This window comes from Microbacterium sp. NPDC064942, assembly GCF_049545525.1.
Classification (GTDB): Bacteria; Actinomycetota; Actinomycetes; order Actinomycetales; family Microbacteriaceae; genus Microbacterium; species Microbacterium gawkjiense.
In genome coordinates, this window is the sequence record NZ_JBMWDR010000001.1 from 665,294 (window position 1) to 677,926 (window position 12,633).

Sequence of the window (12,633 nt, forward strand, 5' to 3'; positions counted from 1 at the left end):
GCATCCGTCTCTCCTCAGGCGGGGGAGACGGGGAGGGCGCGACCGGCGAGCGAGGAGCGCGTCGAGACGAGGGCGTCGGCGACCGCCGAGATCGCACGCGCCGCGGGATCACCGGGATCGGCGAGGACGACCGGTTCGCCCTCATCGCCGCCGCGGCGGAGGGCAGGGCTCAGCGGGATCGAGCCGAGGAGCGGCACCGCGGCGTCGTCGGTCGAGAGTTCGGCGGCGACCGCCGCCCCGCCGCCGGCGCCGAACACGTCGACGAGGGTGCCGTCGGGTAGGGCGAACGCCGCCATGTTCTCGATGACGCCGACGATGCGCTGGCCCGTCTGACGGGCCACGACGCCGCTGCGGACGGCGACGTCGGCCGCGGCCGCCTGCGGCGTCGTCACCACGAGGACCTCGGCGTGCGGAAGGAGCTGACCCACCGAGATCGCGACGTCCCCGGTCCCCGGGGGCATGTCGATGAGGAGCACGTCGAGGTCGCCGAAGTGCACGTCGGTGAGGAACTGCTGCACCGTGCGGTGCAACATCGGCCCGCGCCAGGCGACGGCGGGGGAGGAGCCCTCCGGGAGGAACATCCCGATCGAGATCGTCTTCACGCCGTGGGCGACCGGCGGCAGCATGAGGTCGTCGAGGCGGGTCGGCTGCGGCGGGCGGCCGTCCTCGCCGACGAGGCCGAGGAGCCCCGGGATCGAGAAGCCGTGCACGTCCGCGTCGATCAGCCCGACGGCCAACCCTCGCGTCGCCAGGGCGACGGCGAGGTTCGCCGTGAGGGTGGACTTGCCCACACCGCCCTTGCCGCTCGTGACAGCGATGACACGGGTCAGCGCGTCGGCGGTGAACGGCATGCGACGCGCGCCGCGGATCCGCTCGACGAGGGCCGAGCGCTCCGCCGCCGTCATGACGCCCACGTCGACGCGGACGTCGACGACGCCCGGGACGGATGCCGCGGCATCCCGCACGTCCCGCTCGATGCGGTCCGCGGCGGGGCATCCGACGATCGTCAGGGCGATGCCGACGTGCGCGGTCCCCTCGTCGAGGGCGATCTCCCGGACCATGTCGAGCTCGCCGATCGGGCGCCGCAGCTCCGGGTCGACGACGGCGGACACGGCCCGGCGGACGTCGTCGGCCGTCGCGGGAGTGCTCACGAGGAGCGGGCGTCGTCGCCCGGCCGGTCGCGCTCGTCGAGACGCTCGATGAGCGCCTTGAGCTCCTGGCGGAGCACATCGCGGCTGATCATCTCGTCCTGCATGTCGGTGAGCGCCATCCGGAGGGCCACGACCTCGCGGGCGAGGTACTCGGTGTCGGCGAGGTTCCGCTCGGCCCGCTGTCGGTCCTGCTCGATCTGCACGCGGTCCCGGTCGTCCTGGCGGTTCTGCGCGAGGAGGATGAGGGGAGCGGCGTACGAGGCCTGGAGCGACAGCATGAGCGTCAGGGCGGTGAACCCGAGCGCCGCATCGTCGAAGCGCAGGCCCTCGGGCGCGGCGGTGTTCCAAACGATCCAGGCGACGCAGAAGAGCGTCAGGATGAGCAGGAACGCGGGGGTCCCCATCGCCCGGGCGATCCACTCCGTGAACCGACCGAAGCGGTCGCGGGAGGGCTGCGGGGTGCGGCTGAGCACGCTCGTGCGCCGCCCGCGGGGCGCCTCGAACCCGGACTTCGGCGCGCGTGCCATCATCGCCGCACCTCCGGACCCTGTCGCGGCGCGTCCTGCGATCGCCAGTCGTCGGGCAGCAGGTAGTCGATCACGTCGTCGACCGTGACCGTGCCGACGAGGTGGCGGGCCTGATCGACGACGGGCAGCGAGACGAGGTTGTAGCTCGCGAGGAGACGGGCGACCTCGGCGGCGCTGGCCGAGACGGTGACGGGCTCGACGGTGTCGTCGATGATGGCGCCCAGCCGCTCGTGCGGCGGGTAGCGCAGCATCCGCTGGAAGTGCACGACACCCAGCAGACGCCCCGTCGGGGTCTCGTAAGGCGGCAGGGTCACGAAGACGGCGGCCGCGAGGGCGGGGTGCAGCTCGTGCCGGCGGATGAGGGCGAGCGCCTCGGCGACGGTCGCGTCGGCGGACAGCACGATCGGCTCGCTGGTCATGAGACCGCCCGCGGTGTCGGGGCCGTGCTCGAGGAGGGCGCGGACGTCCTCGGCCTCCTCGGGCTCCATGAGGTCCAGCAGTTGTCCGGCGCGGGCATCCGACAGCTGACCCAGCACGTCGGCCGCATCGTCCGGTTCCATCGCGTCGAGGATGTCGGCGGCGCGCTCGTCGCCGAGGGCTTCGAGGATGTGCACCTGCTCGTCCTCGGGCATCTCCTCGAGGGCGTCGGCGAGACGGTCGTCGGGGAGCTCCTCCGCCACCTCGAGCAGGCGCTCCTCGGGGAGGTCGAGGAGCGTGTTGGCGAGGTCGGCGGGCTTGAGCTCGGAGTACGAGGCGACCAGGAGCTCGGCGGACTGCGTCTGTCCCGCGACCTGCTCGTCGCGCACGTCGTTCCACTGCGCGAAGGTCGTCGGCCCCTTGGCGAACGGCGACGCGCTGGTCTTGGGGCGGCGCAGGAACAACTGCCCCACCTGCCAGTCGCCCAGGCGGTCGCGCTCGATGGCGACATCCTCGATCACGGCGGAGCCCGACCCGTCGGTGAGGTGCACGTTGCGGCCGATGAGCTCCGTCATGACACGCACCTCGCCGCCGCGCTGCTCGAAGCGGCGGACGTTGATGAGGCCGGTCGTGATGACCTGGCCGCTGGCGATCGAGGTGACCCGTCCGATGGACAGGAACACGTTGCGTCGGCCGGGGATCTCGACCACGAGCCCGACCACTCTCGGGGGGTCGTCCTTGCGGTAGATCACGACCACATCGCGGACCTTCCCCAGCCGGTCGCCCGCGGGGTCGAAGACGGCGCACCCGGTCAGGCGCGCGACGAAGACCCGTTGCGTACTCACCCGACCAGCGTAGTCGGCGGATCCCTCGCGCTCCCTGCGCCCACGCAAAGGCTCGCGTGGGAGACTGAGGCCATGAGCATGATGGGTGGGGCCCCGAAGGAACACGGTGCGACGGTCGCGGAGTACTCGTCGTACGAGGCGGCGCAGAAGTCGGTGTCGACCCTCATCGGCGCGGACGTCCCGGCGCAGGACATCGCCATCGTCGGACGCGGGCTGCGCTCGGTCGAGCGCGTCACCGGTCGGTTGGGATACGCGACCGCGGCGCGGTCCGGCGCGATCAACGGCGTCCTGCTCGGCCTGCTGTTCGCCGCGATCTTCGTGCTCGGCAGCCCCGGCGTCGCGCTGCAGCTGTTCGTCGGTGTGATGCTCGTCGGCATCGCGCTCGGCATGCTCATGAGCATCATCAGCTACTCGATCCTGCGCCGTCGTCGCGACTTCACCTCGGTGACCCAGGTCATCGCCGACCACTACGACGTGACGGTGCTGCCTCGCAGCTTCGGCCGCGCCAAAGAACTGCTCGGCGCCGCGGCGGCCCCGACCGCCCCGCCGGTACCGCCGACCGACATGACGGCGCCCCCGCGCTACGGCGAGCGTGTCGACCCGGCCGCTCCCGTCCCCGGGGCGGGGGAGCGCGTCGACCCCGACCCGGCACCCGCGCCGGGCGAACACGTGGACCCGGCCGAGCCGCCCCGGTACGGCGAGCGCGTCGACCCGGCGCCCGTCCCGCCCGTGACGCCGCCGCAGACGACGCCGCAGCAGGGCGGCGCACCGGCGCAGCCTCCCGCTCCCGACGCGCCGCGATGATCCCGGTCACCCTGCCCGCGGGCGGGGTCGAAGTGGCCGTGGTGATCGACGCCGCCCCCGAGCCTACGGCGATCGTCGCGCTCGCCCACGGCGCGGGCGCGGGGCACGATCACCCTTTCCTCGCCGGCGCGGCAGGCGCGTGGTCCGCCGCCGGGTTCACGACGATGCGGTTCGACTTCCCGTACCGTCAGGCGGGACGACGGATGCCGGGGCCCGCCGCGCACGCGATCGAGACGTGGGCCGCCGTCGAGGAGTTCTGCCGTCGCCTGACCCCCGGCATCCCGTTCGTGGCGGCGGGCAAGTCCTACGGTGGGCGGATGGCGTCGATGGCCGCGGCGGAGGGTCGGATCGCCCCCGACGCGCTCGTGTACCTCGGCTATCCGCTGCACCCGCCGGGGAAGCCCGAGAACGCCCGCACGGCGCACCTGCCGGCCGTCGCCGCGCCCCAGCTGTTCCTGTCGGGGACGAAGGACCCGTTCCTGCAGCCGCTCGCCGACCTGGAGGCTGCGGTCGCCTCATGCCGGGAGGCGGACATCCTCTGGTTCGAGGGTGCCCGGCACTCGTTCGAGGTCGCCGGCCGCGCTCTGCCGGCGGACGAGGTGGGTGCGGCGACCGCGTCTGCCGCGCTCCCGTGGCTGCGCGAGCGGGTTCAGCGCCCCGCGGCGTAACCCTGCACACCGCGGGGGTTCGCCGCCGCCCACAGGATGCCGGTGGCCCGGTCGACCCCGACGGCCGAGAGCCGTCCGAGCGACCAGTCGCCCGCGCGCGTGACCCGATGGCCCCGGTCGGCGAGGCCGCCGAGGACCTCGTCGCCGAGACGGTCCTCCGCGACGACTCCCGTCGGATCCCACGTGCGCGGCCAGAACGAGTCGACCATGCCCGTCGAGTGGAGGGTGGGGGCGTCGATCGCCTGCTGCGCGGTGTACCCGCCGACGAACATGCGCAGGAGCATCGGCAGCTGCCACTGGTCCTGCTGGTCACCGCCGGGCGTCCCCATCGCGATGCGGGTGTCGCCGTCGTGCACGAGGGTCGGCGACAGCGTCGTGCGCGGCCGCGTGCCGGGCCGGAGCGCCGCGGGCGAGTCCTCGTCGAGCCACGTCATCTGCAGGCGTGTCCCGAGGCAGAAGCCGAGCGAGGGGATGACGGGGGACGACTGCAGCCACCCGCCCGACGGCGTGACGGCGACGACGTTGCCCCAGCGGTCCGCGACGTCGATGTGGCAGGTGTCCCCGCGGGTCGCTCCCGAACGGGCGACGGTCGGTTCGCCCGTGCCCGCGGCGGCGGCGCCGTCGCGTCGGAGCGGCGGGCACCACGGGTCCCGAGCCGCCAGGCGCGCGGGGCGCCACTGCGACGAGGCCCGATCACCGAGGTCGGCCCGCCGCGCGGCGACGACGTCGTCCGCGAGGAGGGCCGCGGCATCCGCTCCGTCGCCGAGGTGGGCGTCGCGGTCGGCGAGGACGAGCTTGAGCGTCTCGACGACGGTGTGCGCGCCCGCCGTGGTCGCGGGATCGAGGCGGTCGTCGGGGAGCGGGTCGAGGATCCGGAGCGCCTCGAGGAGTGCGGGGCCCTGCGTCCACGCCCCCGCCTTGAACACCGTGCGACCGCGGAACGGGATGGAGAGGGGCTCCTCGCACCCCGCCGGCGGGTCGACGAGGTCCGCGCGGGTGAGCACCGCGGCGTGGTCGGTGCCGCTGGAGTGCCGGTGCGGGCGGGCGAGCTCGTCGCACGCGTCGCCGAGGATCCGGCGCCATTCGGTGCGTGCCGCGTCGATCGCCGCAATCCGGTCGTCGCCCGAGCCCGCCTCGACGAGGCGTCGGAGGACCGCGGCGTACGCCGGGTTGCGATGCAGGGCGCCGGCGGCGGCGGGGGCGCCGCCGGGCATCCACAGGTCGGCGGAGGCCGGCCAGTGCTCCCGGAACAGGTCGGCGACCCGACCGATGGTCGCCGATACCGCGGGGAGAAGCGGATGGCCGTCCTCGGCGTACCCGATCGCGAACGACAGGACGTCGGCCAGCGGCCACGTGCCGTGGTCCCGGAGCAGCAGCAGCCACGCGTCGACGGCGGCGGGCACGGCCGCGGCGAGTCCGCCCGCGCCCGGCACGAGGTCGAGGCCCTCGGCGCGGAAGTGCGCGATCGTCGCGCCGGCGGGCGCCGCGCCCTGGCCCATGAGGACCGTGGGGGTCGCGGCATCCGCCGGTTGGAAGAGACCGACGAGGTCGCCGCCGGGACCGTTCAGGTGCGGCTCCACGATGTGCAGCACGAACCCGCCCGCGCACGCGGCGTCGAACGCGTTCCCGCCCCGCTCGAGCACCGCCATGGTCGTCGCCGTCGCCGTGGCGTGCGTCGACGCGGCCATGCCGAACGTCCCCGTCAGCTGCGGACGGGTCGTGAACGAGGGCGGCGGGGTGTACCCGACGGCGGACATCGAGGCGTCCTCAGGAGCGGGCGCGGGCGATCCACGCTTCGATCTCGTCCGCGGTGCGCGGGATGTCCGCTGACAGGTTCACCGGGCCGTTCTCGGTCATGAGGATGTCGTCCTCGATCCGCACCCCGATGCCCCGGTACTCCTCGGGGACCGTGAGGTCGTCGATCTGGAAGTAGAGCCCGGGCTCGATCGTGAAGACCATGCCGGGCTCGAGTTCGCCGTCGTAGTACATCTCCCGCCGCGCCTGCGCGCAGTCGTGCACATCGATGCCCAGGTGGTGGCTCGTGCCATGCACCATGTACCGGCGGTGCTGCCCGCCCTTGTCGGCGTGGAGCGCCTCCTCGGCGGTCACGGGGAGCAGGCCCCACTCGGCCGTGCGAGCGGCGATGACGGCCATCGCCGCCTCGTGGACGGCGCGGAACTTCACCCCGGGGCGTGCCGCGGCGAAGGCCGCATCCGCCGCCTCGAGGACCGCGTCGTAGATCCGCCGCTGCACGGCGGAGAACGTCCCCGAGACCGGGAGGGTGCGGGTGATATCGGCCGTGTAGAGGCTGTCGACCTCGACGCCCGCGTCGATCAGCACGAGGTCGCCGGGGACGACCGCGCCGTCGTTGCGGGTCCAGTGCAGGTAGCAGGCGTGCGGACCCGAAGCGGCGATCGTGTCGTACCCCTCGCCGTTGCCGTCGGTGCGCGCGCGGAGGTGGAAGACGCCCTCGATGGCACGCTCGCCGCGGGGCGTGTCGATGATGCGGGGGAGCTCGGCGACGATGTCGTCGAACCCCCGGCCGGTCGCCTCGACCGCGAGGCGCATCTGGGCGATCTCGTAGGGGTCCTTCACGAGGCGCAGCTCGGACACGAACCGGGTGAGCTCGTCGTCGACCTCGACCGTGCGGTCCTCCGCCGTGCTCTGGAAGGCATCGATGTGCGCTGTGGGGATGCCGAGGTCCGCCGCGACCGCGTCGAGCGCGGGGCGCGGGCCGATCCAGAACTCGCCGATCGCGGCGTCGGAGTAGAACTCGGTCGTCGTCCGATCGGCGCGCTCGCGCAGGTACAGCGTGACGTCGTGGCCGTCCCCGGTCGGTTCGAACACGAGCACCGAGTCGGGGACGGCGTCGGCGCCCCACCCCGTCAGGTGCGAGAACGCGGAGTGCGCGCGGAAGGGGTAGTCGGTGTCGTTCGAGCGCTGCTTGTACGAGCCTGCGGGGACGACCAGGCGCGAGCCCGGGAACGCGGCGGAGACCGCGGCGCGGCGCGCTGCGGCGTACGGTGCCTCGGCGCGCTGCTCGGGCAGCGACGCGGGACGCTCGGCCCAGCCCGTCGAGATGGAGTCGAGGAAGCCGGCGGGAAAGGGCTGCTTGCGATTGGTGGTCGCTGCGGCCGCGGTCTCGGTGGTCTCCGGTGCGATGGTGTCGCGATCGTCGGTGGTCATCCTCCCAGTCTCCCACCGACCGCGCGGGACGTCAGCCCGCCCGCTCCACCTGCACGATGACCGGACGGTGATCGCCGCCCGAACCGTCGAGCGAGGTGACGACCACCGACCCGGTCGGCCGCCAGGCATCCGTCGTCATCACGTGGTCGATCGGCGCGCCGACCAGCGCCGGCCACGCGGTGTCCCACGTCCCCACGGCGCCGTTGCCCGTCGCCGTCGCCGCGTCGCGGCAGCGGCCCATCGTGCCGCCGTCGGTCCCGAGCCGGCTCATGTGGTCGACCGTCGCGTTGAAGTCGCCGGCCATGATGACGTCGTCGCTGGCGCACTGGTCGGCGAGCCAGCGCAGGTCGCTGCGCCAGTGGTCCATGTCGCCCTGGCGAGGGGCGACGGCGTGGACGGCGACGACGATCGGACCGTCGCCGTCGACGGGCATCGCGACGACGCTGGGGACGACCGAGGTGTTGGTGGTGCCGGATGCGTCGGACTCGACGACGGCGTAGTCGCCGAGGTCGGGGGAGATGAGCAGGGTCGTGTAGGTCGCGTCCCACCCCTGGTAGTTCTCCTCGTGCACCCACATGGGGTTGCCGCGCTCGCGCATCGCGATCGCGATCGCCTCGCCGGTGTCGTCGTTCGTCTCGGGGAGTGCGACGATGTCGACGTCCATCGCGATGGCGGTCGTGACGATCGCATCGACGTCGGTGGCGGGACCCGCGGTGTTCCACGTCATGACGCGGATGCTGTCCGCCGTCTTCTCGGGCAGGCCCGTCGTCCCGACGCCGCGGACGACGAGGATGCCGACGTTCGCCCCGCTCGCGAGGAGGCCGATCATCGCGAGTCCGGCGCCGAATCCGCGGGTGCGGCGCCCGAGGCAGATCAGCAGGCCGACGAGCGCGAGAACCGCGAAGCCGACGGCGAGCACCGGGCGCAGCGACACGAGCTGTGCGATCGGGAAGGTCTGCTCGAGGCGGAAGAACTGCGGCCAGGTCAGGACGGCGGCGACGATGGCGGTGGCGATCGTGAAGAGGATCCCCGTCAGTCGCAGCACACCACGAGATTAGGCGGGGAGGCTGGGGAGTTTCTGCGCGCGGTACGCTCGTGTCCATGTCCGCAGGGTCCTCCGCTCCGTCCGGCCCGTTCGGACCCGGCGACCTGCACCTGCACTCGGATCACTCCGACGGCACCGAGCCGCCCGCGGCGGTCATGGCCGCGGCGCACCGCCACGGGATCCGCACCGCCGCGCTGACGGACCACGACACGACATCGGGATGGGCGGAGGCCGCCGACGCGGCCGTGTCGCTCGGCATGTCGTTCCTGCCGGGCATGGAGCTCTCGGCGCGGCACGAATGGCGGAGCGTGCACGTCCTGGCCTACCTCATCGACCCGGACGACGCGGGCCTGCGCGCCCTGACCGACCGCATCCGGCGTTCCCGGCTCTCCCGTGCGCGCACGATGGCCGAACGGATCGGCCGCGACTACGACCTCACGTGGGAGGACATCGAGGCGCAGACCGCCGAGGGGGCGACGGTGGGCAGGCCCCACATCGCCGACGCCCTGGTGGCCCGCGGCCACGTCCGCGACCGCGGCGAGGCGTTCAGCGGCATCCTGTCCCCTCGGAGCGACTACTACGTCGCCCTGTACGCGCCCGACCCGGTTGCGGCGGTGGCGGCCGTCGCCGGCGCCGGGGGAGTGCCGGTGATCGCGCACCCGGCGGGCCGCGCCGGCCTCCTGCCCGACCGGCTCGTTCGGGACATGCTCGACGCGGGCCTCGCGGGCTTCGAGCTCGGCCATCGCGAGAACGTCGAACCCGCGCTCGGGGAACTCCGGCGCCTCGTCGCCGCGCACGACCTCATCGCGACCGGCTCGAGCGACTACCACGGCCGGGGGAAGCCGAACGTGCCGGGGGAGAACACGACGTCCGAGGACGCGATCGCGAGGATCGTCGCCCTCGGGTCGGGCAGCTCGCTCGTCACGCCGTAGCGCGACGAGCGGAATCAGGCCCCCGCGACGGGCGCGCCTGCGCCCGATCCGCCCCGACGGCGGCGCCGCCGGCGCGCCGGTGCGGGCTTGCCGTCGTGGTGCTCCTTGCCGGCGCCGTCGTGCGTGCCGGCACCGTCGACTGCGCGGTCCGCGCTGTCGGCGGACGCCGAGGACGAGTCGGATGCCGCGGCATCCGCCCCTTCGGTGAAGGTGGAGCCGACCTTCGCCTCGCCGCTGCCGGAACGCCGGCGGCGGCGACGACGGGTGCCCGCTTCGCCGGACGCGTCGGCGGCGGCGTCCGCCGCGCGGGTGGGAGCGGCGCTCGACCGTGCGGGGGCCGCCTTGGGCGCCGCGGTGATGCGGCCCTTCGTGCCGGCCGGGATGTCGAGGTCCTCGAACAGGTGCGGGCTCGACGAGTACGTCTCGAGCGGCTCGGGCTGGCCGAAGTCGAGCGCGCGGTTGATGAGGGCCCACTTGTGCAGGTCGTCCCAGTCGACGAAGGTCACCGCGATGCCGGTCTTGCCGGCGCGGCCGGTGCGGCCGGCGCGGTGCAGGTAGGTCTGCTCGTCGTCGGGGATCGTGTGGTTGATGACGTGGGTGACGTCGTCGACGTCGATGCCGCGGGCGGCGACGTCGGTGGCGATGAGGACGTCCCGCTTGCCGGCCTTGAACGCGGCCATCGAGCGCTCGCGCGCCTCCTGGCTCATGTCGCCGTGGACCGCCCCGGCGCTGAAGCCGCGGTCGTTCAGTTCGTCGACGAGGCGCTGCGCAGCGCGCTTGGTGCGCGTGAAGATGACGGTCTTGCCGCGGCCCTCGGCCTGCAGGATGCGGGCGATGACCTCGTCCTTGTCGAGCGAGTGCGCGCGGTACACGAGGTGCTTGATGTTGGCCTGCGTGAGGCCCTCGTCGGGGTCGCTCGCGCGGATGTGGATCGGGTTCGACATGAACCGGCGCGCGAGGGCGACGATCGGCCCGGGCATCGTCGCCGAGTAGAGCATGGTGTGGCGGACGGGCGCGACCTTCTGGAAGATCTTCTCGATGTCGGGGAGGAAGCCGAGGTCGAGCATCTTGTCGGCCTCGTCGAGGACGACCTCGGTCGCGTTCGAGAGGTCGAGGAGTCGCTGGTTGTTGAGGTCGATGAGGCGACCGGGGGTGCCGACGACGATCTGCGCGCCGGCCTTGAGCTGATCGATCTGACCCTCGTAGGCCTTGCCGCCGTAAATGGCGACGACGCTGGTGGCGCGGCCGGAGGTCAGCATGTCCATGTCCTCGTAGACCTGGACGGCCAGCTCGCGCGTCGGGACGACGATGAGAGCCTTGACGCCGGGCTCGGGGTTCAGGCCGAGTCGCTGGACGACGGGGATGCCGAAGCCGAAGGTCTTGCCGGTGCCGGTCTTGGCCTGGCCGATGATGTCCTGGCCGGGGAGGCCGAGCGGGATCGTCTGCTCCTGGATGGGGAACGTGTCGACGATGCCCTTGGCGGCGAGGGTGTCGACGATGTCCTGGTCGACGCCGAGCTCTGCGAACGTGGTCATGCTTTCCGTGCCTGTCTGGCGGTGAGATGCCGCCGTGATGAGGGGTCCACGCCCTTCACTCAGCCCCAGGCGCGGGGTCCCGATCCGACGCCGGGACCCCACCACCCTACCGGAGGGGGCCGCCGCGCCCCGTAGGCTGGTGCCGTGGTGAGGTGGTTCTGGCAGCGACGGCGGCCCCCCGGGCGCACCCTGCGGCTGCGTTCGCGCGACGAGGCGAGCGACGTCCGGCGCGTCGATTTCGAGCAGCTCGCTCCCGACCTCGCCACCTATCTCGGTCAGGCGGCCTACCTGCAGCTCGGCTACGTCGAGACCCTCAGCTCGCTCATCGAGCGCAGCCCCGAGCTCGGGCACAAGGAGTCGCTCTCCCGCGGGGCCGGCGCCGCGCTGTTCAAGCACCAGGCACTCGTCGCCCTCATCCGGGACCGCGGCGACGACCCGCTCGAGCTGATGCTGCCGTTCCGCGAGCCCCTCGACGCCTTCCGCCGGGCCACCCACGGCGCGCGGCCCCTCGAGACGATGCTGTCGGTCCACCTGACGGCGGGCCTGCTCGACGACTTCTATCTGTCCCTGTCCGGCAGCTACGGCGAGACCGGACGCCGTGCGGCCGCGATCCTCCGAGCGGATGCCGACCGCGCCCCGCTCGTGGGCATCATCACCGACGCGATCTCGGACGACGACGAACTGCGCTCCCTGCTGAGCCTGTGGGGGAGGCGCCTCGTCGGCGACACCCTCCTGGTCGCGCGCGGCGCGCTGCGGTCGAGCACGACCGAGCGCCCGGGAGCGCTCGACGTCGACGACGAGAAGCAGGTTGAGCCGGTGTTCACCCAGCTGCTGGGGGCCCACTCGCGCCGGATGACGAGCATCGGCCTCGACGCCTGAGACCGGCGGCGAGCCGCGGAGGGCGGCGGGTGTGCGCCGGGATCAGGCGATGCCGAGCTCGTGACGGGTCCGGGCGTCCCGCGCCGCCCGCGTGCGGGTGAGGAGCACGAGGACCGCCGCGGTGAGCAGGATCGGCACGAGGATGCTGGCGAGCCAGATCCACGCCGCATCCGGCCCGAGACCCGCCCACGTGAGTGCGGTCCACGTCGCGGTGCCGAGGGCGGCGCCGAGCAGCGGCCCGATCGCGACGCCGCGGAGCGCGCGCTGCGGCAGGGCGAAGTGGACGGCCGTCCCCGCGATCGCCCCGAAGACCAGCGCCAGGACGACGAGCATGTCAGGCGACGAAGCCCACGCGACGCGACTGGTCGGTCCCGACCTCGACGAACGCGATGCCGGCCGTGGGGATGACGTAGGTGGCGCCCTTGGAATCGGTGAGGGTCACGTAGGTCGCGCCGCTGTCGAGAGCGGCGGTGACGGTCTGCTTCACGGCGTCGGCCGTCTCGTTCGAGTCGAAGCCGAGCTCGCGCGAGTTCGCGATGCCGATGCGGATCTCCACGGTGATGCCTGCCTTTCCCGGCCCGGGTCTCCGGGCGCGTCTCGAGCCTACGACACCGGCTCCCGGCCCGGACGCGCGGGCCGCTCGC

Annotated in this window: 13 protein-coding genes; 4 read left to right on the forward strand and 9 right to left on the reverse strand. The window is 73.3% G+C overall.

The annotated features are described in order from the left end of the window. Positions 1–14: 14 nt before the first annotated feature. The 3 genes from ACPEH2_RS03195 to ACPEH2_RS03205 are packed head-to-tail and all read right to left on the reverse strand — an operon-like array spanning position 15 to position 2,940. Positions 15–1,151 carry an Mrp/NBP35 family ATP-binding protein gene (locus tag ACPEH2_RS03195; protein WP_423718241.1) on the reverse strand — a complete coding sequence of 379 codons (1,137 nt, stop codon included), beginning with the start codon at positions 1,149–1,151 and terminating at the stop codon, positions 15–17. Further along, positions 1,148–1,678: a DUF1003 domain-containing protein gene (locus tag ACPEH2_RS03200; protein ID WP_217530247.1), complete on the reverse strand. Its 531-nt coding sequence runs from the start codon at positions 1,676–1,678 to the stop codon at positions 1,148–1,150. The genes ACPEH2_RS03195 and ACPEH2_RS03200 overlap by 4 nt, the downstream gene beginning before the upstream one ends. Continuing rightward, positions 1,678–2,940 (reverse strand): magnesium transporter MgtE N-terminal domain-containing protein, encoded by a 1,263-nt coding sequence (locus ACPEH2_RS03205; protein WP_217530245.1) that lies wholly within the window; start codon positions 2,938–2,940, stop codon positions 1,678–1,680. The genes ACPEH2_RS03200 and ACPEH2_RS03205 overlap by 1 nt, the downstream gene beginning before the upstream one ends. A gap of 72 nt (positions 2,941–3,012) precedes the next feature. Here ACPEH2_RS03205 and ACPEH2_RS03210 point away from each other — a divergent pair, with 72 nt between their 5' ends. Then, on the forward strand, positions 3,013–3,744 hold the full coding sequence (locus ACPEH2_RS03210) for a general stress protein (protein ID WP_423718243.1): 732 nt from the start codon (positions 3,013–3,015) through the stop codon (positions 3,742–3,744). Then, positions 3,741–4,412 carry an alpha/beta family hydrolase gene (locus ACPEH2_RS03215; protein ID WP_423718244.1) on the forward strand — a complete coding sequence of 224 codons (672 nt, stop codon included), beginning with the start codon at positions 3,741–3,743 and terminating at the stop codon, positions 4,410–4,412. Before ACPEH2_RS03210 ends, ACPEH2_RS03215 begins: the two co-directional genes overlap by 4 nt. On the opposite strand, the gene ACPEH2_RS03220 is transcribed toward ACPEH2_RS03215, so the two are convergent. The 3 genes from ACPEH2_RS03220 to ACPEH2_RS03230 are packed head-to-tail and all read right to left on the reverse strand — an operon-like array spanning position 4,394 to position 8,643. Continuing rightward, entirely contained in the window at positions 4,394–6,169 is a 1,776-nt protein-coding gene (locus ACPEH2_RS03220; RefSeq protein WP_423718245.1) for a gamma-glutamyltransferase family protein, read from the reverse strand. The two genes, ACPEH2_RS03215 and ACPEH2_RS03220, sit on opposite strands and share 19 nt — an antisense overlap. Positions 6,170–6,179: 10 nt before the next feature. Further along, complete coding sequence (locus ACPEH2_RS03225) at positions 6,180–7,598, reverse strand: aminopeptidase P family protein (protein WP_423718246.1); 1,419 nt, start codon at positions 7,596–7,598, stop codon at positions 6,180–6,182. 31 nt (positions 7,599–7,629) lie between these two features. Beyond that, complete coding sequence (locus tag ACPEH2_RS03230) at positions 7,630–8,643, reverse strand: endonuclease/exonuclease/phosphatase family protein (RefSeq protein ID WP_253036184.1); 1,014 nt, start codon at positions 8,641–8,643, stop codon at positions 7,630–7,632. A 56-nt stretch (positions 8,644–8,699) separates the two neighbouring features. On the opposite strand from ACPEH2_RS03230, the gene ACPEH2_RS03235 reads away from it, so the two are divergent. After that, positions 8,700–9,575, forward strand: coding sequence for a PHP domain-containing protein (locus ACPEH2_RS03235; protein ID WP_217530225.1), 876 nt, complete (start codon positions 8,700–8,702; stop codon positions 9,573–9,575). Between the two features lie 14 nt (positions 9,576–9,589). On the opposite strand, the gene ACPEH2_RS03240 is transcribed toward ACPEH2_RS03235, so the two are convergent. After that, positions 9,590–11,110 (reverse strand): DEAD/DEAH box helicase, encoded by a 1,521-nt coding sequence (locus ACPEH2_RS03240; protein WP_423718247.1) that lies wholly within the window; start codon positions 11,108–11,110, stop codon positions 9,590–9,592. A gap of 144 nt (positions 11,111–11,254) precedes the next feature. Between ACPEH2_RS03240 and ACPEH2_RS03245 the strand changes: the two genes are divergently transcribed. Further along, on the forward strand, positions 11,255–11,989 hold the full coding sequence (locus ACPEH2_RS03245; protein WP_423718248.1) for a ferritin-like fold-containing protein: 735 nt from the start codon (positions 11,255–11,257) through the stop codon (positions 11,987–11,989). Positions 11,990–12,031: 42 nt separating this feature from the next. Here ACPEH2_RS03245 and ACPEH2_RS03250 read toward each other — a convergent pair whose 3' ends face one another. Both ACPEH2_RS03250 and ACPEH2_RS03255 read right to left on the reverse strand, forming a co-directional pair. Continuing rightward, positions 12,032–12,322: a hypothetical protein gene (locus tag ACPEH2_RS03250; RefSeq protein ID WP_359917470.1), complete on the reverse strand. Its 291-nt coding sequence runs from the start codon at positions 12,320–12,322 to the stop codon at positions 12,032–12,034. 1 nt (position 12,323) lies between these two features. After that, positions 12,324–12,545 (reverse strand): DUF3107 domain-containing protein, encoded by a 222-nt coding sequence (locus ACPEH2_RS03255; RefSeq protein ID WP_064001825.1) that lies wholly within the window; start codon positions 12,543–12,545, stop codon positions 12,324–12,326. Positions 12,546–12,633 lie beyond the last annotated feature (88 nt).

Excerpts from the sequence above, each read along its gene's own strand:
- ACPEH2_RS03200 (WP_217530247.1), bottom strand. The coding sequence starts at position 1,678 with ATGGCACGCGCGCCGAAGTCCGGGTTCGAGGCGCCCCGCGGGCGGCGC.
- ACPEH2_RS03210 (WP_423718243.1), top strand. The coding sequence starts at position 3,013 with ATGAGCATGATGGGTGGGGCCCCGAAGGAACACGGTGCGACGGTCGCG.
- ACPEH2_RS03215 (WP_423718244.1), top strand. The coding sequence starts at position 3,741 with ATGATCCCGGTCACCCTGCCCGCGGGCGGGGTCGAAGTGGCCGTGGTG.
- ACPEH2_RS03220 (WP_423718245.1), bottom strand. The coding sequence starts at position 6,169 with ATGTCCGCCGTCGGGTACACCCCGCCGCCCTCGTTCACGACCCGTCCG.
- ACPEH2_RS03225 (WP_423718246.1), bottom strand. The coding sequence starts at position 7,598 with ATGACCACCGACGATCGCGACACCATCGCACCGGAGACCACCGAGACC.
- ACPEH2_RS03235 (WP_217530225.1), top strand. The coding sequence starts at position 8,700 with ATGTCCGCAGGGTCCTCCGCTCCGTCCGGCCCGTTCGGACCCGGCGAC.
- ACPEH2_RS03240 (WP_423718247.1), bottom strand. The coding sequence starts at position 11,110 with ATGACCACGTTCGCAGAGCTCGGCGTCGACCAGGACATCGTCGACACC.
- ACPEH2_RS03250 (WP_359917470.1), bottom strand. The coding sequence starts at position 12,322 with ATGCTCGTCGTCCTGGCGCTGGTCTTCGGGGCGATCGCGGGGACGGCC.